The 21826-nt window shown below is 71.1% G+C and carries 20 protein-coding genes; 8 read left to right on the top strand and 12 right to left on the bottom strand.

All coding sequences use genetic code 11. From position 1 onward, the window contains the following. Positions 1–61: 61 nt before the first annotated feature. Both ACWEVP_RS45760 and ACWEVP_RS45755 read right to left on the bottom strand, forming a co-directional pair. The gene (locus ACWEVP_RS45760) at positions 62–886 is read right to left on the bottom strand and encodes an enoyl-CoA hydratase-related protein (protein ID WP_452068876.1); all 825 of its coding nucleotides are present in this window, start codon (positions 884–886) and stop codon (positions 62–64) included. A gap of 58 nt (positions 887–944) precedes the next feature. Next, positions 945–2162: an amidohydrolase family protein gene (locus tag ACWEVP_RS45755; RefSeq protein ID WP_452068875.1), complete on the bottom strand. Its 1218-nt coding sequence runs from the start codon at positions 2160–2162 to the stop codon at positions 945–947. 91 nt (positions 2163–2253) lie between these two features. On the opposite strand from ACWEVP_RS45755, the gene ACWEVP_RS45750 reads away from it, so the two are divergent. Together ACWEVP_RS45750 and ACWEVP_RS45745 are read left to right on the top strand one after the other, a co-directional pair. After that, entirely contained in the window at positions 2254–2691 is a 438-nt protein-coding gene (locus ACWEVP_RS45750) for a MarR family winged helix-turn-helix transcriptional regulator (protein ID WP_452068874.1), read from the top strand. 100 nt (positions 2692–2791) lie between these two features. After that, positions 2792–5851 carry a glycoside hydrolase family 2 TIM barrel-domain containing protein gene (locus tag ACWEVP_RS45745; protein WP_452068873.1) on the top strand — a complete coding sequence of 1020 codons (3060 nt, stop codon included), beginning with the start codon at positions 2792–2794 and terminating at the stop codon, positions 5849–5851. Between the two features lie 6 nt (positions 5852–5857). Here ACWEVP_RS45745 and ACWEVP_RS45740 read toward each other — a convergent pair whose 3' ends face one another. Further along, entirely contained in the window at positions 5858–6667 is an 810-nt protein-coding gene (locus ACWEVP_RS45740; protein WP_452068872.1) for a hypothetical protein, read from the bottom strand. Between the two features lie 287 nt (positions 6668–6954). Here ACWEVP_RS45740 and ACWEVP_RS45735 point away from each other — a divergent pair, with 287 nt between their 5' ends. From ACWEVP_RS45735 to ACWEVP_RS45725, 3 genes are read left to right on the top strand one after another with little or no spacing between them, the layout of a single operon-like run. Beyond that, entirely contained in the window at positions 6955–8607 is a 1653-nt protein-coding gene (locus ACWEVP_RS45735) for an AMP-binding protein (RefSeq protein ID WP_452068871.1), read from the top strand. A gap of 2 nt (positions 8608–8609) precedes the next feature. After that, positions 8610–9578, top strand: a complete 969-nt coding sequence (locus tag ACWEVP_RS45730) for a phosphotriesterase family protein (RefSeq protein WP_452068870.1) — start codon at positions 8610–8612, stop codon at positions 9576–9578. 43 nt (positions 9579–9621) lie between these two features. Beyond that, a complete protein-coding gene (locus ACWEVP_RS45725) occupies positions 9622–10245 on the top strand; it encodes a TetR/AcrR family transcriptional regulator (protein WP_452068869.1) in 624 nt (207 codons plus the stop codon). 213 nt (positions 10246–10458) lie between these two features. Here the strand turns inward: ACWEVP_RS45725 and ACWEVP_RS45720 are convergent, their stop codons facing one another. The 8 genes from ACWEVP_RS45720 to ACWEVP_RS45685 all read right to left on the bottom strand — a co-directional run bounded on the left by ACWEVP_RS45720 (position 10459) and on the right by ACWEVP_RS45685 (position 18007). Further along, positions 10459–11331 (bottom strand): alpha/beta fold hydrolase, encoded by an 873-nt coding sequence (locus ACWEVP_RS45720; protein WP_452068868.1) that lies wholly within the window; start codon positions 11329–11331, stop codon positions 10459–10461. Positions 11332–11555: 224 nt separating this feature from the next. Continuing rightward, positions 11556–12647, bottom strand: a complete 1092-nt coding sequence (locus ACWEVP_RS45715; protein WP_452068867.1) for an acyl-CoA dehydrogenase family protein — start codon at positions 12645–12647, stop codon at positions 11556–11558. Further along, positions 12644–13828 (bottom strand): acyl-CoA dehydrogenase family protein, encoded by a 1185-nt coding sequence (locus ACWEVP_RS45710; protein WP_452068866.1) that lies wholly within the window; start codon positions 13826–13828, stop codon positions 12644–12646. The genes ACWEVP_RS45715 and ACWEVP_RS45710 overlap by 4 nt, the downstream gene beginning before the upstream one ends. Continuing rightward, entirely contained in the window at positions 13825–15048 is a 1224-nt protein-coding gene (locus ACWEVP_RS45705) for an acyl-CoA dehydrogenase family protein (protein WP_452068865.1), read from the bottom strand. The genes ACWEVP_RS45710 and ACWEVP_RS45705 overlap by 4 nt, the downstream gene beginning before the upstream one ends. Continuing rightward, positions 15049–16065: a phosphotransferase family protein gene (locus tag ACWEVP_RS45700; protein ID WP_452068864.1), complete on the bottom strand. Its 1017-nt coding sequence runs from the start codon at positions 16063–16065 to the stop codon at positions 15049–15051. Positions 16066–16167: 102 nt separating this feature from the next. After that, the gene (locus tag ACWEVP_RS45695) at positions 16168–16620 is read right to left on the bottom strand and encodes a MaoC family dehydratase (RefSeq protein ID WP_452068863.1); all 453 of its coding nucleotides are present in this window, start codon (positions 16618–16620) and stop codon (positions 16168–16170) included. A gap of 5 nt (positions 16621–16625) precedes the next feature. Further along, complete coding sequence (fabG, locus tag ACWEVP_RS45690) at positions 16626–17387, bottom strand: 3-oxoacyl-ACP reductase FabG (protein ID WP_452068862.1); 762 nt, start codon at positions 17385–17387, stop codon at positions 16626–16628. Between the two features lie 239 nt (positions 17388–17626). Then, entirely contained in the window at positions 17627–18007 is a 381-nt protein-coding gene (locus ACWEVP_RS45685) for an MFS transporter (protein ID WP_452068861.1), read from the bottom strand. Between the two features lie 500 nt (positions 18008–18507). Between ACWEVP_RS45685 and ACWEVP_RS45680 the strand changes: the two genes are divergently transcribed. Next, positions 18508–19092: a methyltransferase family protein gene (locus tag ACWEVP_RS45680; RefSeq protein ID WP_452068860.1), complete on the top strand. Its 585-nt coding sequence runs from the start codon at positions 18508–18510 to the stop codon at positions 19090–19092. Between the two features lie 146 nt (positions 19093–19238). On the opposite strand, the gene ACWEVP_RS45675 is transcribed toward ACWEVP_RS45680, so the two are convergent. After that, the gene (locus tag ACWEVP_RS45675) at positions 19239–20270 is read right to left on the bottom strand and encodes a TetR/AcrR family transcriptional regulator C-terminal domain-containing protein (protein ID WP_452068859.1); all 1032 of its coding nucleotides are present in this window, start codon (positions 20268–20270) and stop codon (positions 19239–19241) included. On the opposite strand from ACWEVP_RS45675, the gene ACWEVP_RS45670 reads away from it, so the two are divergent. Next, positions 20221–20862 (top strand): hypothetical protein, encoded by a 642-nt coding sequence (locus tag ACWEVP_RS45670; RefSeq protein ID WP_452068858.1) that lies wholly within the window; start codon positions 20221–20223, stop codon positions 20860–20862. The two genes, ACWEVP_RS45675 and ACWEVP_RS45670, sit on opposite strands and share 50 nt — an antisense overlap. A 223-nt stretch (positions 20863–21085) precedes the next feature. Further along, positions 21086–21346 carry a hypothetical protein gene (locus tag ACWEVP_RS45665; protein ID WP_452068857.1) on the top strand — a complete coding sequence of 87 codons (261 nt, stop codon included), beginning with the start codon at positions 21086–21088 and terminating at the stop codon, positions 21344–21346. Positions 21347–21826 lie beyond the last annotated feature (480 nt).

The following is a 21826-nucleotide window of genomic DNA, read 5'->3' as shown; positions in this document are numbered from 1 at the left end:
TCTCCCGGGGCCGGTTTCACGGACTCCGGTACTGACGGCCGGTGGCCGGGAAAGTCATCGCTCAGGAAGCCGGGTACGGCGGGAACTTCGGCTCACGGCGTTCGTTCCAGCTGGCCAGTCCCTCGGCCAGTTCGGGACGCCCGAACGATTCGATCATCAACGCCGTCGCCTCGCGGGCGGCTTCGTCCAGCGGCAGCAGCGCCTCCCGCGCGAACTGCGCCTTCATCACCGCCATCGACCGCGGCGCGCTGAGGGTGGCCAGCTCGGTCGCGTACGCGTGGGCGCGCGGTCCCAGCTCCTCCGCCGGGACCACCTCCTGGACCAGGCCGTAGTCCAGGGCCTGCTCCGCGGTGAACGTCCGCCCGGAAAGCAGCAGGTCACGGGCCCGGCCTTCGCCCACCAGCGACGGCAGCAGCTTCGCGATGCCGTACTCCGCGATCAGCCCGCGGCGCGAGAACGCCGTGGTGAACTTCGCACCCGCCGCGGCGAAGCGGACGTCCGCCGAGCACGCGATCACGAACCCCAGGCCCGCGCAGCCGCCGTTGATCGCCGCGATCACCGGGACGCCGACCGCCGAGGCGGCGAGGACGTCGCGGAAGTTCTCGTGGCCGCCGCCCGAAGCCGGGGGAGCGGCGGCCAGGTCGTCGAGCAGCCCGAGGTCGGCCCCGGGGCAGAACGCCTTGCCCGCCCCGGTGACGACGACCGCCCGGACGGCCGGGTCCTCGCCGGCCTGGCGGAGCAGGGTGCCGTAGCGGGCCTGCATCGGCACGTCCATCGCGTTGCTGCGCTCGGGTTTGTCGAACGTCAGCGTGGCGACGGCACCGTCCGCCGCGTACCGGACACCATCCACAGTGGACAAGGCGGCCTCCTCGGGGTCGGCCACCATACTAAGCGGTCGCTTCGCCGCGGGCCAGGTGCCGCTGCCGGTCGGGGGCGTGCGACCGTCATGATTCTTCGAACCGCGCACCCCGCCGCCAGATGGCGCGGGTGTTGAGCGTGTCGTCGACGTCCGCCGTCGGATCGCCGTCGACGAGCAGGAGGTCGGCGCGCAGCCCCTCGGCCACCCGGCCCCGGTCGCCGAGGCCGAAGCGGCGGGCCGTGGTCGCCGTCGCGGCGCGCAACGCCCCGGCGGGCGTCAGGCCGGCCGCCACGAGGTAGCGCAGCTCCCGGTGCAGGCTGGCTCCGTGCGCCAGGCCGCCGAAGAACGTCTCCGGCATGGACGCGTCGGTGCCGGCCAGGATGTCGACGCCCGCTCCGGCCAGCGCCCGTACGGTCTCCAGCACGTCCTCGAGCTTGCCCTGCGGGTACCGGTCGTAGCTGGCCCGCAGGGTTTCCGCCCACTTGCCGTCGAGCCGGCGGGCGACCCGCGGGTCGTCGGCGAGGTCGTTGCCGGTGATGCCCATCATCGACGCGTCGAGGCAGACGCACGGCACGACGAACATCCCCGCCGCGGCGACCAGCTCCACGATCTCCGCGGTGTGCGGCCGGTCCATGAACACGTGGACGACCCCGTCGACGCCGGCTTCGGCGGCCATCCGGGTGGCGTCGAGGGTCAGCGCGTGGGCCACGGTGAGGGCGCCGTACTTCTTGGCCTCGGCGACACCTGCGTTCAGCGTGGCCTGGTCGAGCATCGGCAGCCCGGGATGTCCTTCGACGCTGCCGTCGTCGATCATGAACTTGACGTAGTCGGAGCCCCGCGCGAGCAGCCGCGGGACGAACGCGGCGGCCTCTTCCGGTGTGGTGGAGAACGGCATCAGCGGCCTGACCGGCGGCAGGTCCCCGCCGGGCCGGAACCCTTCCGGCATCAGTTCGCTGGGGTGCCCGCCGGGCGGGGTGATGGCGAAACCGGACGACCGGATGTCGGCCACCGTGTCGTCTTCGCCGGCGCGCGCCCGGTTTTCGCGGGTGTTCAGGCCCTGCATCTCCAGCTCGGTGGTGACGCCGAACCGCAGGGCCAGCGCCCGGGAGCCGGGCGCGGAGTGGACGTGCGCGTCGATCAGTCCCGGCAGCAGGGTGGCGCCCCGGCCGTCGACGACCTCGGCGCCGTCGGGCACGTCGCCGCCGACCTGACGGATCTTCGGGCCGTCGAGCACGACGGTCCGCACCCCGAGGTTCTTCTCCCCGTCGAAGACCCGGGCGCCGGTGATGGCGGTGGTGGCCATGGTGGCCTCGCTTTCTGGATCGCAGTTACATACCTAATGCTATGCAGTTAGCAGGTGGCATGCAAATGCCAGGGGTACTACGATCCGAGGGGTGGACAGTGCCGAAGACCTCCTCGACCGGATCGGCCCGGCGCTGTCGCGGCTGCGCCGGCGCACCCCGGCCTCGGGCCGGGACCTGTCTCGCAACCTGGTGCTGAACGTGATCGCCGACGCGCCGGGCGAGCTGACCGTCGGCGGGCTCGCCGCCGAGATGGGCGTCGCGCAGCCGGTGGCCAGCCGCACGGTCGCGGCCTGCATCGCCGACGGCCTGGTGCGGCGGGCGGCTTCGCAGGCCGACGGCCGCCGGACGGTGCTGGAGCTCACCGAGCGCGGCGAAGCGGAGCGCGACCGGTTCGCGGCCGAGCAGCGCCGGGCCTTCGAAGCCATCACGGCCGGCTGGTCACCGGAGGACCGCACCCAGTTCGCCCGGCTCCTCGTCCGCTACACCGCCGACGCGGGCGCCTGGTCCCGGAGCCGGAGCGACCGCTGACGGCGGCGCGGTTCGAAACTGTCGAACCCTTTGTCGACCCGGAAACCCTGTGCGATAGTGCTTTCCGCCCCGAAAGCACCGCCGCGGAAGGGACTCGCCGATGCCGACCACCCCCAGCAGGCGCCAGGTCCTCGGCGGCCTCGGCGCCGCCGTCGTCACCTCCGCGGTCGCGCCGGCGGCCCGGGCCGCGGAAGCCCTCACGCGGCCGGCCCTCGAACTCAGCGGCCGAACCACCGACCTGGGCACCGGCTGGCGGTTCGCGCTTGCCAACCCCGACGGCGTCACCGACCCGGACGGCCGCTTCGCCGACGCCCCGGACCCCGGCTACGACGACTCGGCGTGGCAGGTCGTCGACGTCCCGCACGACTGGAGCATCGAACTCCCGCCCACCGGCCGGGGCACCCAGAGCGGCTCCGGCTTCTTCCGCGGCGGCCTCGGCTGGTACCGCAAGACGTTCACCCTGCCGCCGTCGCTCGCCGGGAAACGGGTGTCGGTCGAGTTCGACGGCGTCTGCTCCGACGCCCACGTGTACCTGAACGGCGAACTGCTCGGCAACCACCCGTACGCCTACGCCGGCTTCGCGTTCGACCTCACCGGCCGCCTGCACACCGACGGCCGGACCCCGAACGTCCTGGCCGTCCGCGCGGTGAACCCGCTGCCCAGCAGCCGCTGGTACTCCGGCAGCGGCATCCACCGCCGCGTCCGGCTGGTGGTCACCGAGCCGGTGCACATCGGCAGGCACGGCACCTTCGTCACGACTCCGGACATCGCCGCCGGGCGCGGCACCGTCGAGGTGGCCACCGACGTGGTCAACGACTCCGCCGGAGCGACGGCGGCGCAGGTGCGCACCACCGTCACCGACCCCGCCGGCCGGGTGGTCGCGACGGGCACGGCGACCGTGCCGGTGCCCGCCGGGAAGAGCGCCACGGCGGTCACCACCCAGACCGTCGCCGCGCCGCGGCTGTGGTCCGTCGGCGATCCCCGGCTGTACCGCGTGCGCACCGACGTCGTCGTGGCCGGGCGCGTGCTCGACACGACCGGCACCGACTTCGGCTTCCGGTACACCGGATTCCACCCGGACCACGGGTTCTCGCTCAACGGCGAGCCGATGAAGCTGCGCGGGGTCAACCTGCATTCGACGCAGGGGCCGCTCGGCGCGGTGATCGACCCCGCCGCGCTGGAGCGGCAAATGCGGCTGATGCTCGCGATGGGCGCCAACGCGCTGCGGACCGCGCACAACCCGCCCGCGCCCGAGCTGGTGGCCGTGTGCGAGCGGCTCGGGATCCTCATGATGGTCGAGGCCTTCGACTGCTGGCGGACCGGGAAGCTCGAGTTCGACTACCACCGCGACTTCGACGCCTGGAGCGGACGCGACATCGCGGAAATGGTGCACGCGGCCAGGAACTCGCCGGCCGTCGTGCTGTGGTCGATCGGCAACGAGGTGCCGGACGCCTCGATGACGGGCGGCCCGGCCATCGCGGCCGAGCTGATCGGGACGGTCCGCGGGATCGACCCCACCCGGCCCGTCGTCATGGGCTCGGACCGCTACCGGAGCGTGCCCGCGCCGGGCTCGCCGCAGGACCTGATCCTGCGGCAGCTCGACGGCCTCGGCGTCAACTACAACACCGCGCAGTCGATCGACGGGCTGCACGCGGCCTACCCGGACAAGTTCTTCTTCGAGTCCGAGTCGTCGTCGGAGACCTCGACGCGCGGGGTCTACCAGGACCCGGACCTGCCCAACACCGGCGAGAACCAAACGCCGGGCAAGCGCGCGACGTCCTCCTACGACAACAACCTGGCCTCGTGGACGTTCAGCGGTGAGTACTCGCTCAAGAAGGACCGCGACCGGCGGTTCTGCCAGGGCCAGTTCCTCTGGGCGGGCCAGGACTACCTGGGCGAGCCGACGCCGTACGACGTCTTCCCGGTGAAGACGTCGTTCTTCGGCGCGATCGACAGCGCGGGCCTGCCCAAGGACGCCTTCCACCTCTTCCGCAGCCAGTGGACGACCGCGCCGATGGTGCACCTGACGCCGATGGACTGGAGCAACCACCGGCCGGGCGAACCGGTCGCGGTGTGGGTCTACTCCACTGTGGACACCGTCGAGCTGGTCCTCAACGGACGGTCGCTCGGCGTAAAGGAGTTCGACCGCAAGACCACTGTGGACGGCCGCTCCTACCTCGAAACGTCCGAACCCGCCGGCGACGACAAGAACGACCCCTCCGGCGGTTACACCAGCCCGAACGGCGGCCGCGGCAAGCTGCACCTGACGTGGACCGTGCCGTTCGAACCCGGCACGCTCACCGCGATCGCGACGGCGGGCGGCCGCGAGGTGGCGCGCGACCGGCTCATAACGGCCGGGCCCCCGCACGCGGTCACGCTGACCGCCGAGCCGCGCGGCGAAGGCGCGATGGCGTTCGTGACCGCGTCCATTGTGGACTCCCGCGGTGTCGTGGTGCCCGGTGCCGAGCCGGTGCTGCGGTTCGCCGTCCGGGGGCCGGGGCGGGTCGCCGGTGTCGACAACGGGCGCCAGGAACTCGCCCAGGGCTACCAGCAGCCGACGGTCCCGGCGTTCCGCGGCCGGGCCGTCGCCGTCATCGCCGCGACCGGCGGCCGGGGCCCGATCACCGTTACGGCGAGCGCGCCGGGTCTGGCGCCGGGCACGACCACGCTGGCGGGCACGAACCTCGGGCAGCGCAACGGTCCCGGCGCCCGGGCCGTGGACCGGCCGCTGCCGCCGGCCTTCGTGGCGGCCGACGCGAGTTACTCGGGCGCGCCCGGCACGCTGCCTGCGGCGATGCTGGACGGCGACCCCGCGACGGGCTGGTCGAACTTCTACGTCAAGCAGGCGACGGCGACGCTGCCCGCGGTGAGCCGGCCGCGGGCAGCGGACTGGGTGTCGCTCGCCTTCCCGGCGGCTCGGCGGATCAGCGCGGTGACGGCGAACTTCGTCGTGGACGCGAAACACGGGGTGCCGTCGGCGATCGAAGCCGCCTACCGCACCGCGCGGGGCTGGGAGCCGGTGCGGAACCCGGCGGTGACGTGGGGGAGCGGCTCGAACGACCCGACGACGCTCGAGTTCGATCCCGTCACGACGACCGGAGTGCGGATCACCATGGCCGCCAAGGGGTTCCTGCGGATCAGCGCCCTCGCGGCTTCCTGATCCCGGTCAGCGGCTGCAGGGCGCCAGCGCGTCGAGGCCCTGCGGTTTGGCCGCGGTGCGGCCGATGGCCGTGGCGATGCGGTTGATCGTCGCGACGCGCTTGTCCTCCAGCGGGCCGAGGATGGCGTTCTGAACGAAGTTCGCGCCGCCTTCGCCCGCGCTGGTGACCAGGCGGTTGTTGGCTTCGGCGATCTGCGTGGTCAGCAGGTCGAGGTTGCGCTGGACTTCGGCCTGGGCCGACGCCGGGATGGCGGGCAGCCGCGAGGCGACGTCGGGGCAGGTGATCTGCCCGGCCGCGTTCCCGGTGTTCCCGGTGTTGCCGCTGCCCTGGGCCGGCGCCGGTGCGGCCGGCACGGTGCCCGCGCCGGTGTTCGCCTGGCCGCCCAGCGAGCACGTGGCCAGGCTGTCGAGGCCCTGGGGTTTCTGACCCTGGCGGCCGATGGCGATGGCGATCCGGTCGATCGTCGACACGCGCTTGTCCTTCAACGGCCCGAGGATCGCGTTCTGGACGAAGTTCGGGCCGCCCTGGCCGGCGGTGCTGACGAGCCGGTTGTTGGCTTCGGTGATCTGCGTGGTCAGCAGGTCGAGGTTGCGCTGGACTTCGGCCTGGGCCGACGCCGGGATGGCGGGCAGCCGCGAGGCGACGTCGGGGCAGGTGATCTGCCCTCCCGAAGCGGCGCCGGCCGCGTTGGCCGCGCCGGGGTCGCCGACGGTCGTCGCGATCACCAGAGCTCCGGCCGCGATCGCGAGGCCGAGGCCCGCCGTCGCGATCTTCGTCCGCCGCGAGAGGCGGTGCCGTCCACCGGTAGCAGGCATGAATCACTCCAAGTTAGCGTGAACAGAGAGGGTCCACACGGGCAGCGCGCGGTTGTTCCGAATGGTGCGCCCCGACGGGGCCGCGGACGCCATCGTGGCGGCTCCACCAGGGATTTGTCCAGTGTGAAACGGTAATCGGAGAGATACTGAACCATTCCGAACCGGGGTCCGTATTACGCGGTGAAAGGCGGCTTCTGCGATTCCCGCGAAGCCGGGTCTTGACGCGGACCGCCCCGGCCTCCTAGCGTCGGCATACCGACCGGTCGGTGTCCAAGGGAGGTCACTGGATGAGCTGGTACGACGCGAAGCCCTGGCTCGCGAGCTACGACGAACGCGTGCGGGACGCGGAACCGGCCCGGCCGACGACGCTGCCCGAGTCGTTCCGCCGCGCCGTGGACGCCGGGCCCGAGCGGGCGGCGATCGCGTACTTCGACGCGCGGCTGAGCTACCGCGAACTCGACGAGCTCTCCGACGGATTCGCGCGCTACCTGACACGCGACGGCTTCGCGCGCGGCGACCGGCTCGCCCTGGTCCTGCAGAACATCCCGCAGTTCGTGATCGCGCTGCTCGGCACGTGGAAGGCCGGCGGCATCGTCGTGCCGGTCAACCCGATGTACCGCGAGCGCGAGCTCACCCACGTCTTCACCGACGCCGGCGTCAAGGCGGTCGTCTGCTCGCAGCGCGGCTGGAACGCCTACATCGGCAAGACGGCCGCGGACAACGGCGTCGGCATCGCCCTCACCACCAGCGAGCTCGAGTTCCAGACCCGCGACGACGAGCGCGTCTTCGCCAAGGTCGAAAAGGAGGAGACGCCGGGCGCGACCGAGCTCCTCGAAGCCGCCGCCACGCCGGGCCCGAAGCCGCCGGAGCCCGCGTTCGCGCTCGGTGACACCGCGCTGATCAGCTACACCTCCGGCACGAGCGGCGCGCCGAAGGGCGCCACCAACACCCACGGCAACGTCGGCACCAACGCCGCCGGGCTCGGGTCCTTCAGTGGCCTCCCCGCGGGTTCGACGCTCTTCGGGCTCGCGCCGCTGTTCCACATCACCGGCATGGTCTGCGAAGTCGGCTCCGCGATCGACATCGGCGGCACGCTCGCCCTCGCCTACCGCTTCGAGCCGGGCGTCGTGCTCGACGCGTTCCTCGAGCACCGGCCGTCGTACACGGTCGGGCCGTCGACGGCCTACATGGCGCTGATGGCGCACCCGTCGTTCAGCCGCGAGCACTTCGCGTCGTTCACGCTGCTCTACTCCGGCGGCGCCGCGCTGCCGCCCGCCGTCGTCGAGGCGTTCCGCGCGAAGACCGGGCACTACATCCACAACGGCTACGGCCTCACCGAGACCACGGCCGGCTGCGTCGTCGTGCCCGGCACGCTCGAAGCGCCGATCGATCCCGAGTCCGGCACGATCTCGATCGGCCTGCCGGTGCCGGACACGATCGTCCGCATCCTCGGGGAAAACGGCGAAGAGCTGCCGTTCGGGCAGGCGGGCGAAATCGCCGTCGAGGGTCCGATGGTCGTCTCCGGCTACTGGAACCGGCCGGACGCGACGGCCGAGGCGCTGCCCGGCGGGCGGCTGCTCACCGGCGACATCGGCTTCATGGACGAGCGCGGCTGGGTCTACGTCGTCGACCGCAAGAAGGACATGATCAACGCGTCCGGCTTCAAGGTCTGGCCGCGCGAGGTCGAAGACGTCCTCTACACGCACCCGGCGGTCCGCGAGGCGGCCGTCGTCGGGATCGCCGACGAATACCGCGGCGAGACGGTCAAAGCGTACGTCAGCCCGGCGCCGGGGGCGACCGCCGACCCCGCGGAACTGGTCGCCTGGTGCAAGGAGCGGCTCGCCGCCTACAAGTACCCGCGCACCATCGAGGTGCTCGACGAGCTGCCGAAGACCACCAGCGGCAAGATTCTCCGCCGCGAACTCCGGGCGAGGGGCTGACGATGGTCGAGACCGTCCGCGGCGCGATCGCGCCGGAAGCGCTGGGCCGGGTGCTCATGCACGAGCACCTCTTCGTGCTGAGCCCCGAGTTCGTCGCCAACTACCCGGAGCACGAGGGCTTCAAGGAGGACGAGCACGTCCCCGAGGCGATCCGGCGGCTCAAGGAGCTGAAGGACGCGGGGATCGACACGATCGTCGACCCGACCGTGATCGGCCTGGGCCGGTACATCCCGCGCGTGCAGCGGGTCGCGGCCGAGGTCGAGGTCAACATCGTCGTCGCGACCGGGCTCTACACCTACAACGACGTGCCGCACTACCTGCACTTCCGCGGGCCCGGGACGATGCTGCAGGGCGAGGACCCGCTGGTCGGGATGTTCGTCGGGGACATCCGCGAGGGCATCGCGGGCACCGGCGTGAAGGCGGGGCTGCTCAAGTGCGCGACCGACGAACCCGGCGTGACCCCGGGCGTGGAGCGCGTGCTGCGGGCGGTGGCGAAGGCGCACGTCGAGACCGGCGCGCCGATCATGACCCACACGCACGCGGGCACCCGGCGCGGCCTGGAGCAGCAGGCGATCTTCGAGGACGAGGGCGTCGACCTGGGCAAGGTGCTGGTCGGGCACTCCGGCGACTCGACCGACCTCGGGTACCTGACCGAGCTGGCCGACCGCGGGTCGCTGCTCGGCATGGACCGGTTCGGCCTGGACCTGCTGCTGCCGTTCGAGGAGCGGGTGAACACCGTCGCGGCGCTGTGCGAGCGCGGGTACGCGGGCAGCATGGTGCTCTCGCACGACGCGTCCTGCTACATCGACTGGCTGCCCGCGGAGCAGCTGCCCGTGCTGACGCCGAACTGGCACTACCTGCACATCACCCGGGACGTGCTGCCCGCGCTGCGGGAGCGCGGGGTGTCCGAAACGGACATCACGACGATGCTGGTGGACAACCCGCGGCGGTTCCTGTCGTGGGCGGGCTGAGCCGTTATCCTGGTGCGTCCTGATTCCGGAGAGGGGGCTGGCCGTGACCCGAGCGAACACCCGCAAAGCGGGCGAAGCGACCGGTGACGACCAGGCCGCCGTGCCGCGGCGGCTGCTGGAGCACGCCACGAAGCTGTTCGCGAAGAAGGGCTTCGACCGCACGTCGGTCCAGGAGATCGTCGAGGCCGCGGGCGTCACCAAGGGCGCGATGTACCACTACTTCGGCTCGAAGGACGACCTGCTCTACGAGATCTACGCCCGTGTCCTGCGCGAGCAGACCCGCCAGCTGGAGAGCGTCGCCTCATCGGACGCCCCGCTGCGCGAGCGGCTGGGCGCGGCCGCGTCCGACGTCGTGGTGTCGAGCATCGACAACCTCGACGACAACACGATCTTCCTGCAGTCGATGCACCAGCTCTCCCCGGACAAGCAGAAGGCCGTGCGCGCGGAGCGCCGCAAGTACCACGAGCGGTTCCGCGGCCTGATCGAGGAAGGCCAGGCATCGGGCGAGTTCCGCACGGACAAGCCGGCCGACGTGGTCGTCGACTTCTTCTTCGGCTCGGTCCACCACCTGGGATCGTGGTACCGCCGCGGCGGGACGCTCTCGGCCCGCCAGGTCGGGGACCACTACGCGGACCTGCTGCTGGACGCCCTGCGGCCGCCCGGGTGACGCTGGGCGGCGGTCCTGCGCGAGCTGCTGCCGGGGCTGCGCGGTCCGGCGGACCCGCGCGGGGTGCGCCTGCGCGGCGCCCGGATCGCCGAGTTCGACGGCATCCGGGCACGTCGGCAGCGGTGGCCATCGCGCGGCCGAGCGGACAACGGGGTTCACGGCCGCGGCCACGCCGGCGCTCGCCGGCTACCCGGGCCTGGTCCGCAAGACCGGCTAGTGGCGCCGGAGGTGGTCCAGCAGGAACGCGATCACCTCGTCGGGGGCCTCCATCGCCATCCACTGGCTCGCGCCCTCGATGATCTGGAAGCGGTACTCCGCGTCGATGTGGTGGACCGTCAGCTCCGCGGCGCTCTGGCCGAGGTACGGGTCCTCGCTGCCCCAGAGGTAGAGCGTCGGCACAGTGATGCGGCCCGCCGGGACGTCGAAAACGTCGTTGGTGGCGCCGCGGTACCAATTCAGCGTCGCGGTCAGTGCGCCCGGTTCGGAAAGGCGCGCGACCGTGCGTTCGATGATTTCGACCGGAATCCGCCGATTGTAAACAGCGCGTAATTGCGCGGCTTCGTCGCGTAAGAGGAATTTCTCGGCTTTGCCGACGCCGCGCCGGAAGAAGCGGATGTAGCCGAGGTCGTGGAACTGCCCGTCGTCGGTGGCGGCCGCGCGCTGCAGGGCCGACGGGTGCGGCGTGGAGAGCACGGTCAGCGACCGCAGCCGGCTGGGGTGTGCGGTGGCGAGGGCCCAGGCGACCATGCCGCCCCAGTCGCGCGCGACCAGGTGGAACCGGTCGGCGCCCTGGCTGTCGGCGAACGCGAGGGCGTCGCCGACCAGGTGCTCGATCGAGTAGTGCTCGACACCGTCCGGCCGCGCGTGCCGGGCGTACCCGCGCTGGTCGACGGCGAGGGCGCGGTAGCCGGCCTCGCCGAGGGCGTGCAGCTGCTCGGTCCAGGATTCGGCGAATTCGGGCCAGCCGTGCAGCAGCAGGACGAGTTCACCGGACCGCGGCCCGGCGGCGAGCGCGCTGTGCCGATGCCCGCCGACCGCGACGGTCAATTCCTCCAGCGCTTCCGTCGGTGCGACGGCGAATTCCATGGCGCCAAGGCTAGATCCCGGCGGGTGGGGAGAACCATGGGAACGCGGGCACTTTTGCCTCCCTTTTGCCTCGCGAGTGGTGTGGCTCACAGCATTTTCGCTCAGATGAGCGAAAATTCGGAAAAAAGCCGAACGGGATTCACGAACCCGCCGACGAGCGCCCCAAGGCGGCCTCAGTTGCGTCTGATGCAACCAAGGCCACCCCGGGGGCGCTCGGGCCCGGATCAGGCGGGGAGGTCGATCAAGTCCGCCAGGTGGGCGCGGTGCTTGCCCGGCGTGCCGAGCGCGATCTCGTCCGCCTTGGCCCGCTTCAGGTACAGGTGCGCCGGGTGCTCCCACGTCATCCCGATGCCGCCGTGGAGCTGGATCGCCTCCTCCGTCGCCCGCACCGCGATCGGCGCGTTGCGGGCCTGCGCCACCGCCACCGCGATCGGCACGTCCGTGCCCGTGGCCAGGGAGTCCGCCGCGTAGCGCGCCGCCGCCCGTGCCAGCACCAGGTCCGTGTACAGGTTCGCCAGCCGGTGCTTCAGCGACTGGAACCCGCCCACCGGCCGCCCGAACTGGTAGCGCCCCTTCAGGTACGAGACCGTCTCCGTCAGCGCCCACTCGGCGACGCCCGTCTGTTCCGACGCCAGGATCCCGGCCCCGAACAGCAGCGCCTCCTCCAGCGCCGAAGCCGCGTCCGGGCCCGACGCCACCAGCGTCGCCGGTGCGTTGTCCAGGACCACGTCCGCCACCCGGCGGGTCAGGTCGAACGACACCAGCTCCGTCACCGTCGCGTCGGCCGCCGAGACGACGTACAGCGCCGGGCCGTCCGGGCCCGCGGCCGGGACGACCAGCAGGTCCGCCACCGACGCGTCGGCCACCGTGCCGACCCGCCCGCTGAGGCGGCCGTCGGAAACGGTCACCGACGACGGGAACCCCGCCCCCGGCGCCGTCGACAGCGGCACGGCCAGCGCGCCGATCGCCGAACCCGAAGCCAGCTGCCGGACGAAGTCGCCCGCCGAAGCGCGGACCAGCGCCGTCGTCGCCAGCACCACGCTGCCCAGGAACGGCACCGGCGCGACGCTGCGGCCCAGCTCCTCGGCCACCACGGCCACCTCGCGGGCCGACGCGCCGTGCCCGCCCAGCTCCTCGGGCACCGCCAGCCCGGCCACGCCCACCTCGTCGGCCAGCGTGCGCCACAGCTTCAGGTCGTAGCCCTCGGCCGTCTCGACGCGCGCCAGCAGCGCTTCGGCGCCGGCCTTGTCCTTGAGCAGGTCCCGGACCGAAGCCCGCAGGTCTTCCTCGACGTCGGAATAGAGCAGATCGGTCATCGGGGGAGGTCCTTCCAGGCGACGTCCTTGTCGACGCGCGGCTCCGACGGCAGCCCCAGCACGCGCTCGGCGATGATGTTGCGCAAGACCTCCGAGGTGCCGCCCTCGATGGAGTTGCCCTTCGCGCGCAGGTAGCGGTACCCGGCCTCGCGGCCGGTGAAGTCCACAATGGCCGGACGCCGGAACGTCCAGTCGTCGTAGGCGAGACCCTCTTCGCCGAGCAGCTCGACCTCCAGGCCGGTCAGCGCCTGGTTGAGCTCCGAGAATGCGACCTTCATGGCCGAACCCTCGGGGCCGGGCGCGCCGGCGGTGAGCTGCTGGCGCAGCCGGGTGCCGGCCAGCCGCAGCGTCTCCGCCTCGACCCAGCGCTGCACCAGGCGGTCACGCAGCTCCGGCGTGCGCAGCTCGGGCCGCTCGCGCCAGGTCTTCGCGACGATCCCGATCAGCCCGCCTTCGCGCGGCTGGACGTGCCCGCCGATCGCGACGCGCTCGTTCATCAGTGTCGTCTGGGCGACCTTCCAGCCCTCGCCGACCGCGCCGAGGCGCTGGGTGTCCGGGATCCGGACGTCGGTCAGGAAGACCTCGTTGAACTCGGCCTCGCCGGTGATCTGGCGCAACGGCCGGACCTCGACCCCGGGGGCGGTCATGTCGCACAGGAAGTACGTCATGCCCTGGTGCTTCGGCACGTCCGGGTCGGTGCGCGTCACCAGGATCGCCCACTGCGACTCGTGCGCGCCCGACGTCCACACCTTCTGGCCGGTGACGATCCAGTCGTCGCCGTCGCGGACGGCCCGGGTGCCCAGCGCGGCGAGGTCGGAGCCGGCGCCCGGCTCGCTGAACAGCTGGCACCACACCTCCTCGCCGGTCCACAGTGGACGCAGATAGCGCTCGCGCTGCTCCGGCGTGCCGAAGGCGAGGATGGTCGGCGCGGCCATGCCGAGGCCGATGCCGATCCGGCGCGGGTTGTTGTCCGGCGCGCCCGCGTCGGCGAACACGCCGTCCACAACGGACTGCAGCGCGCGCGGCGCGTTCTGCCCGCCGAGGCCGGCGGGGAAGTGGATCCAGGCGAGCCCGGCGTCGAACCGGGCGCGCAGGAAGTCCAGCCGATCGGTGGACGCAGGGTCGTGCGCGGCGAGGAACTCGGTCGCCTGGCGGGTCAGGTCTTCGGCGGTGACAGTCACTTCGCGCCCTCCGAGAGGTACTTCTTCAGCTCACGCCGGGCCAGGGACCGCTTGTGGACCTCGTCCGGTCCGTCGGCCAGCCGCAGCGTGCGGTTCCCGGCCCACATGGCGGCGAGGGGGAAGTCCTGGCTGACGCCGCCCGCGCCGTGGACCTGCACGGCCTTGTCGAGGATCCATTCGACGGTGATCGGCGTGGAGATCTTGATGGCCTGGATCTCGGTGTGCGCGCCCTGGTTGCCGACGGTGTCCATCAGCCACGCGGTCTTGAGCACCAGCAGCCGCTGCTGCTCGATCTTCACGCGGGACTCGGCGATCCAGTCCTGCACGACGCCCTGCTGCGCGATCGGCTTGCCGAACGCCTCGCGCGAGATCGCGCGGCGGCACATCAGCTCCAGCGCGCGCTCGGCCATGCCGATGGCGCGCATGCAGTGGTGGATGCGGCCCGGCCCGAGCCGGGCCTGGGCGATCGCGAAGCCGTCACCCTCGCCGGCGATGAGGTTCTCCACCGGCACGCGGACGTCCTCGAAGAGCACCTCGGCGTGGCCGCCGTGGTCGCTGTCGTCGTAGCCGAAGACGTGCATGCCGCGCTTGACCGTGACACCCGGGGCGTCGCGGGGGACCAGGATCATGCTCTGCTGCTTGTGCGGCGCGGCGTCCGGGTCGGTCTTGCCCATGACGATGAAGATCTTGCAGGCGGGGTTCATCGCCCCGGAGATGTACCACTTGCGGCCGTTGACGACGTACTCGTCGCCGTCACGCCGGATCGCGGTCTCGATGTTGCGGGCGTCGGAGGAGGCGACGTCCGGCTCGGTCATCGCGAACGCGGAGCGGATTTCGCCGTTCAGCAACGGTTCCAGCCACTGCTTCTGCTGGTGCTCGTTGCCGAACATGGCCAGCACTTCCATGTTCCCGGTGTCCGGCGCGGCGCAGTTGAGCGCGGTCGGGGCCAGCCGGATGCTGCGACCGGTGATCTCGGCCAGCGGCGCGTACTGGAGGTTGGTCAGGCCCGCGCCGTGGTCGCCCGGGAGGAAGAAGTTCCACAGGCCGCGCTTGCGGGCTTCGGCCTTCAGCTCCGCCACGACCGGCGGGATGGCCCACGGGTCGTCGCGTTCGGCGAGCTGCTGCTCGAACACGGGCTCGGCGGGGTAGATGTGCGAGTCCATGAACTCGAGGAGCTTCCCGCGCAGCTCCTCGGTCTTCTCGTCGAACGCGAAGTCCATTTACTTCTCCTCTTTGAGAATCTCGTTGCCGTGCGAGATGAGCAGCGGGACACCGGCGCCGACGCCTTCGAAGCCCGCGCCGACCGTCTTGCCCTGCGTGTAGCGGTAGTGGATGCCTTCCAGGATCACGGCGAGCTTGAAGAACGCGAAGCTGACGTACCAGTTCAGCTGCGAGACGTCCCGCCCCGAACGTTCGGCGTAGCGCCGCACGACTTCGTCGGTGCTCGGGTAGCCCGGCGCGGAACTGGCGTTGGACACGAACTGCAGCGACACCTTGTCGCGCTCGGCGTAGGCCACCAGCAGCGCGAGGTCGGTCAGCGGGTCGCCGAGCGTCGACATCTCCCAGTCGAGCACCGCGGAGATCTCGTCGCCGGCGTCGACCAGGACGTTGTCCAGGCGGTAGTCGCCGTGGATGATCGACGGCTTCCCGGACACCGGCACCGCCGCGGCGAGCCGGTCGTGCAGGTCCCCGATGCCGTCGAGGTCGCGGCTGCGGGAGGCGTCGAGCTGCTTCTTCCACCGCCGCAGCTGCCGCTCGAGGAAGCCCTCCGGCCGGCCGAAGTCGCCGAGCCCGACCTCGGCGGGGTCGACGGCGTGCAGGTCGACGAGCGTGTCGACCAGGGCGTCGGCGATGGCCCGGGTGCGTTCTTCCCCGAGTTCCGCGAGTTCTTCGGCGGTCCGGTAGGGCGTGCCCTCGACGAAGCTCATGACGTAGAACTGCGCCCCGATGACGTCGGCGTCCTCGCAGAGCAGGATCGCCTCGGGCACCGGCACGGCGGTGTCGCGCAGCCCCGAGATCACCCGGAACTCGCGGGTCATGTCGTGCGCGGTGGGCAGCACGTGGCCCAGCGGCGGGCGGCGCACCACCCAGCGCGACCGGCCGTCGCCGACCACGTACGTGAGGTTCGACCGGCCGCCCTCCACGACGTCCGCCGACAGCTGTCCGGCGACCAGGCCGGGCCGGTGCGCGTCCAGGTGCGCGCGCAGGCGGTCCAGGTCGAGTCCTGGCGGGTTCATGCAGTCTCCTCTTCGTCAGAGACGAGCATACCGACTAGTCGGTATGACGTACAGAGGGGACCGGGAGCGGCACTTTCACGTGAAAGTGCCGCTCCCGGGACGTCACGCGAGGAACCGCGTCACCCATTCGGCGACGCAAGCGGGCTTCGCTTCGCCGTCGATCTCGACCGTCCACTTCGACACCGCCTGCTTGCCGCCCGGGATGTCGGTGACCTCGACCAGTTCGGCCCCGGCGCGCACCTTCGAGCCGACCTTCACCGGCTGCGGGAAGCGGACCTTGTTGAGGCCGTAGTTGATGCCCATCTTGATGCCGTTGACCTTGTAGATCTTCGGGCCGAACGCCGAGAGCAGCGACAGCGTCAGGAAGCCGTGGGCGATGGTGCCGCCGAACGGGCCCGCGGTCGCCATCGGCTCGTCGACGTGGATCCACTGGTGGTCGTCGGTGGCGTCGGCGAAGAGGCTCACCCGGTCCTGGGTGACCTTCAGCCACTCGCTGTACCCGAGGTGCTCGCCGACCGCGGCGGCGAAGGCGTCCAGGTTCTCGAACTCGCGCATCGGCCTCAGTCCTTCGGTCCGCCGGCGGCGTAGATGACCTGGCCGGAGATGAACCCGGCGCCCTCGCTGACCAGGAAGGAGGCCAGGTGGGCGATGTCGTCGGGCGTGCCGACGCGCTGCACCGGGATCTGCGACGCGGCGGCGGCCTTGAACTCCTCGAAGCCCATGCCGATCCGCTCGGCCGTCGCGGCGGTCATGTCGGTGGCGATGAAGCCCGGCGCGATGGCGTTCGCGGTGACGTTGAACTTGCCCAGCTCGATGGCGAGGGTCTTGGTGAAGCCCTGCATGCCGGCCTTCGCGGCGGAGTAGTTGACCTGGCCGCGGTTGCCCAGCGCCGAGGTGCTGGAGAGGTTGACGATCCGGCCGTACTTCTCCTGCGTCATGTACTTCTGCACCGCGCGGGTCATCAGGAACGAGCCCTTGAGGTGCACGCCGAGGACGGAGTCCCAGTCCTGTTCGGTCATCTTGAAGATGAGGTTGTCGCGGGTGATCCCGGCGTTGTTGATAAGCACGACGGGCGGGCCCAGCTCGTCGGCGACCCGGGTGACGGCGGCCTCGACCTGCTCGGCGTCACTGACGTCGAGGGCAACACCGACGGCCTTGCCTCCCTTGGCGACGATGGCTTCGGCGCCCTGCTTGACACCGGCCTCGTCCAGGTCGAGCAGCCCGACGGCGAAGCCGTCATCGGCCAGCCGCGCCGCAACGGCGGCACCGATGCCGCGGCCGGCACCGGTGACCACGGCGACACGGGAAGGGGAATCGGTCACGGGGACCTCCTCGTCGTTGAGAAGCGGGCTCGTGCCCGCGAGCCTACTAAGCGGTTGGTCACCAGACGATACGCGAGATCGGTCCCTGGCGTGGTGACAGCATGCGCAGGATCATAGCCATGGCCGAAGGCCGTAACTTGACTGCTCCACCTGGGGGAATCCCTTCAGGTAGTTCGGTTCGCCGCGGCCTTGACAGGTCGGCGGCCACCTGCTCGAGCGTGCGCCGGGGATGGGCGCGCTCAACGACCAGCGGCCGGGTAGCGCCAGAACGGCCGCACCAGGACGGCGCCGGCCAGGACGAGTGCCACGCACGCCAGTGCGGTTCCGGACCACGCCACCGTCAGCGGCAGCGCCGAGGCCATGACTCCGGCGCGGAGATCACCGAGGCGGGGACCGCCGGCGACGACAACCGTGTAGACACCTTGGAGGCGGCCGCGCATCCGGTCGGGGACGGCGGTCTGCAGGATCGTCTGCCGGTACACCGCGCTGACGAGGTCGGCCGCGCCGGCGATCACCAGCAGGGCCACCGCGAGCCAGAGGCTCGGGGCGAGGCCGGCCAGGGCGACGGCGCCCGCCCAGACCGCCACCGCCGTGGTGAGGGCGGCGCCCTGGCGGCGCACCCGGCCGATCCAGCCGCCGGACTACGCCCTCGACGAACTCGAAGAAGTCCTCACCACAAACTCCATCCTCCGCCGGGCACCGGCAACCGTCCCGGCCAGCTCACCGCACCCGACCTCGTCATCGCAGGAGACCCGATTCTCATCACCGCGCCGCTCCCGGCAGACGTACGACACTCCCTACAGATCACCGTCGTCGACGAACATCAACGCACCGCCTTCGCCCGCCGCCCGCGGAGCGCTGACGGGACGTACCACGCAACCGCACCAGCACTCCGACCCGGCGGCTACGAAATCCGCATCACCGGCACCCGCTCAGGATCACCGATCACACCCGTCACGGCACCTGTTCTCGTCTGGGACCCAGCAACCGAACTTTGATTTAAGTCGGAGCGATACGCATCGACCCACGTTACGTCCGCACGTCGGCATGAGCGCGCAGCCGGGTCAGTAGTGCGGTTGACGGCGGCGACGTGTGGTGTGTTCGGTGTGACAATGCGACCGTGCTTGCATCCTTCGGGGAGTCGTCGGACGTGGCCGGGGTGGTCTTGGTCATCAGTGCCGGTGCCTTCGCGACGGGCGAGCTGGTGCAGGCGTTTCGCATGCGTCGCGGCGCGCGGCTCGTTGATGTTCGCGCGGAGGTCGTCTTCAGGGCGATGTTCTTCGGCGCGATTCTGCTGTGGCCGATCGGCCGCGCGATCTTCCCGGCCGCCGGCATCGGCGGACCATGGCTGTTCCCGCTCGGGGCGGTGATCGGGTGGCTCGGCCTGCTCCTGCGCTGGTGGTGCTTCGTCAGTCTGGGCAAGTACTTCACTGTGACGGTGCAGACGAGCGAAGAGCAGCTCGTCGTGGAACGTGGTCCCTACCGGGTCCTGCGCCATCCGAGCTACACCGGCCTGCTGCTGGTCTTCTCCGGCGGCGGTCTGATCGCGGACAACTGGGTCGGTGCGGCGGGCGCCGGCGCTGTGTTGCTGGTCGCCCTGATCTACCGCCTCCGCATTGAGGAACGCGCCCTCGAAGAAGCTCTGGGCGACCGCTACCGGCAGTTCGCCGCGAGCCGGGCTCGGCTCATTCCGTTCGTGTGGTGACCGGAGTTACCGAGCCGGTCGGCCGTCGCCGGAAAGAGGCAGTGATGCTCCCTCGCGAGTCGGCTGTACATCGGCATGACCGGACGTTCGTGTGGGGTCGAGATGCGGCCGGGTTGCACCGGCCGCAGGACATTCCGAACTCGGCTTCACGGGGCTGACGGCCGCCGTGGTGGGTTCGGCTTGATGTCGGCCGTGCGGGAGGCTTGCCGAGGCGTCCGGCTGAGGCCGTCGAGGATGAGGTCGAGCCCGAACTCGAACTCGTCGGCGAAGGCGAACCCCGTTTTCGCCAGTTCGGTAACCACCTCGGCGAGGTAGGGGTAGTCCTCGAGTCCTGTCGGCTGTCGGTCGACGACGGTTTCTTGCCGTCGCGCCGCTTCCGCCGGGATGTCGCCGGCGAGGGTCTTCTCCTGGAGGGCGAACCCGTAGACGTAGGCGTCCATCAGGTTGTACGCGTGCACAGCCATGCGGAAAGGAAAGCCCGCGTCACGGCGAAGGCACCGCATCACCGCGTTGTGGTGGTGCAGGTTCGCCGGTCCCGGAGTACCGGTCTCCATCCGGCCGACCGCCCACGGGTGACGAAGCAAAGCCTGCCGCATCGACGCCGCGCGGAGACGCATGGCGGTCCGCCAGTCGACGTCGACGGGCACCTCGACCTCGGCGAACACCAGGTCGACCATGCCGTCGAGGAGCTCGCGCTTGTCCGCCACGTGCTTGTAGAGCGCCATGGGCACGACGCTGAGCCGGTCTGCGAGCCTGCGCATGGTCAATGCCTCGAAGCCGCCTTCATCCGCCAGTTCGACGGCGGCGCGCAGCACCTTGGCGCGATTGAGGCGCTCCCGGCCGCGGGCCGCGGCGGTGTCCTGCATCGGGTCCTCCACCTCGTGACCGGCCTTGACAGGTGTACATCGTACGCCTACCTTGGGCGCGGTATAGGTGTACTTAGTACACCTCGGTCGCGTCCCTTCCGGAGGAGCAGGCATGAGTGCGACGCCAAGACCCGGCAAGACGAAGCGGTTCTCCATGGCACCCAGCGCAAGGGGGCTTTCGCGGGCCGCCGGAATCGCTGCCGCGCTCGCGGGGGCGCTGTTCATCGCGGTCCAGGTCGGCCATCCGGCCATGGATGTTTCGGTGATCACCACCACCGACTGGGTCGTGCGCAGCACGGCGAAGGCGCTCATGGCCGCGCTGGCGCTCGTCGGCATCACCGGCATGTACCTGAGTCAAGTGCGGCAGACGGGGATCCTCGGCTTCCTCGGTTACGTGGTGTTCGCCGTCGGCTATCTGTTCATGTTCAGCGTCGAGGTCGTTGCTGCCGCTGTTCTGCCCGCGCTGGCGCACACCGTGCCGGGCTACGTCGCAGACGTCCTCGCCGTCGCCTTCGGTGGCGCCGCGACCCGTGGCATCGGCGCCATGCAGACCGTCTTCGTGGTCAGCTCCGTCGGCTATCTCGCCGGCGGGTGCCTGTTCGGGATCGCGTTGTTCCGGGCGCGTGTCCTCGCCCGGTGGGCCTCGGCGCTGCTCGCCGCAGGCACCCTCGCCACGGTCTCGCTCGCGGTACTGCCGGAGTCGTTCAACCGGCCGTTGGCCGTTCCGACCGGAGTGGCACTGATCGGTTTGGGGATCTCGCTGTGGCGGGCCGAGGCCCGGGATGTGCCGGCGAAACTGCCAGCTCGGGTGCGTGCGTTCGCCACCGGCAATGGCCGCAAGACGGAGCCCGCGGACGCGCATTCCGTGGCTCTGGCCGCGTTGCGTGGCCCGCGTGGAGGTTGACCCCGAGCTGGTTGTGATGACCATGGTCGTCGACCGTCGCGACGAACTCGGCCGAGCCGGGACGCAGGCCATCAACCACGGGACATCGGGGCAACATCCGGCGTCGGCTGGCGGTGGAGCTGATCGCGGAGCTGGAGACCATCGACGAGAAGATCAAGGCCGCGGGCGGCGACGTGAGGCGGCAGGCTCGGGAGGACACTCGGGGACGGCTCTGCAATCCAGCGTGACCGGCCGGATCCCGGACACCGGCTCTTCGGACAAGCCGCAACCCGAACTGCCACTGCCCAGCCCGCAACAGCACCGCCGGTATCTCTCGGCCTCGCCGCTGCGCGACAACGGCCAGCCGTTGCCCGGGTTCCTCGACTTCATCGACACCGACGTCGCCGCCTATCCCGGAGGCGACGGGCATCCGGCGTTCTTCGCGTGGATCCCACCCCGCCCGCGCCGATCGGCATCCTCGCCCATCTCATCGGCACCACGCTGAACGCCAGCTGCGGCTACGGCGAGAACGCGCTGGTGGACCTGGCCGGCGTGTCGCCACGCACCGGCGGCGTGCTCACCAGCGGCGGGTCGATGGCCACCTGCTCTGCCTGGCTGCCGCCCGCACCTGGTTCCTGGCCTCACGCGACGCCACCGATGGCGTGGCCCACGTGGCCGGGACCTGAGCGTGTGGGCTGTCCTGCAGCAGCTCGGCCGCGAGGGCGCACCACCAAAGCCGACATCGAAACCTGGTCACCGAAGTGATCCGCCTCGGTGACCAACTCGCCGCGCGCTGGCGTGGCCGTCCCGGCCTTGATCGAGCAACGCGACCTGGGGCGTGGTCCGTCGGGGGCGGTCCGCCCCAGCCGCCTGGCCTGTCGGCAGGCCGGCTAGAGCCTGTTTCAATGGCGTAGCCACTCGTTGATCGCCGCGATGTGCACGGTCGCCTCGTAGCGAACCGCGAGTTTGTCGAACCGTGTGGCCA

This window comes from Amycolatopsis sp. NPDC003865 (genome assembly GCF_053605345.1).
Note: the sequence above shows the minus strand (reverse complement) of the source record. Positions and strands in the feature narration are given on the sequence as shown.

Excerpts from the sequence above, each read along its gene's own strand:
- ACWEVP_RS45760 (WP_452068876.1), bottom strand. The coding sequence starts at position 886 with ATGGTGGCCGACCCCGAGGAGGCCGCCTTGTCCACTGTGGATGGTGTC.
- ACWEVP_RS45745 (WP_452068873.1), top strand. The coding sequence starts at position 2,792 with ATGCCGACCACCCCCAGCAGGCGCCAGGTCCTCGGCGGCCTCGGCGCC.
- ACWEVP_RS45715 (WP_452068867.1), bottom strand. The coding sequence starts at position 12,647 with ATGACCGATCTGCTCTATTCCGACGTCGAGGAAGACCTGCGGGCTTCG.
- ACWEVP_RS45735 (WP_452068871.1), top strand. The coding sequence starts at position 6,955 with ATGAGCTGGTACGACGCGAAGCCCTGGCTCGCGAGCTACGACGAACGC.
- ACWEVP_RS45740 (WP_452068872.1), bottom strand. The coding sequence starts at position 6,667 with ATGCCTGCTACCGGTGGACGGCACCGCCTCTCGCGGCGGACGAAGATC.
- ACWEVP_RS45720 (WP_452068868.1), bottom strand. The coding sequence starts at position 11,331 with ATGGAATTCGCCGTCGCACCGACGGAAGCGCTGGAGGAATTGACCGTC.
- ACWEVP_RS45695 (WP_452068863.1), bottom strand. The coding sequence starts at position 16,620 with ATGCGCGAGTTCGAGAACCTGGACGCCTTCGCCGCCGCGGTCGGCGAG.
- ACWEVP_RS45700 (WP_452068864.1), bottom strand. The coding sequence starts at position 16,065 with ATGAACCCGCCAGGACTCGACCTGGACCGCCTGCGCGCGCACCTGGAC.
- ACWEVP_RS45675 (WP_452068859.1), bottom strand. The coding sequence starts at position 20,270 with ATGAGCGCCTTCGCCGTGCTGCGCACGACCCAGTCGGTGGTGGTGATC.
- ACWEVP_RS45705 (WP_452068865.1), bottom strand. The coding sequence starts at position 15,048 with ATGGACTTCGCGTTCGACGAGAAGACCGAGGAGCTGCGCGGGAAGCTC.
- ACWEVP_RS45730 (WP_452068870.1), top strand. The coding sequence starts at position 8,610 with ATGGTCGAGACCGTCCGCGGCGCGATCGCGCCGGAAGCGCTGGGCCGG.
- ACWEVP_RS45755 (WP_452068875.1), bottom strand. The coding sequence starts at position 2,162 with ATGGCCACCACCGCCATCACCGGCGCCCGGGTCTTCGACGGGGAGAAG.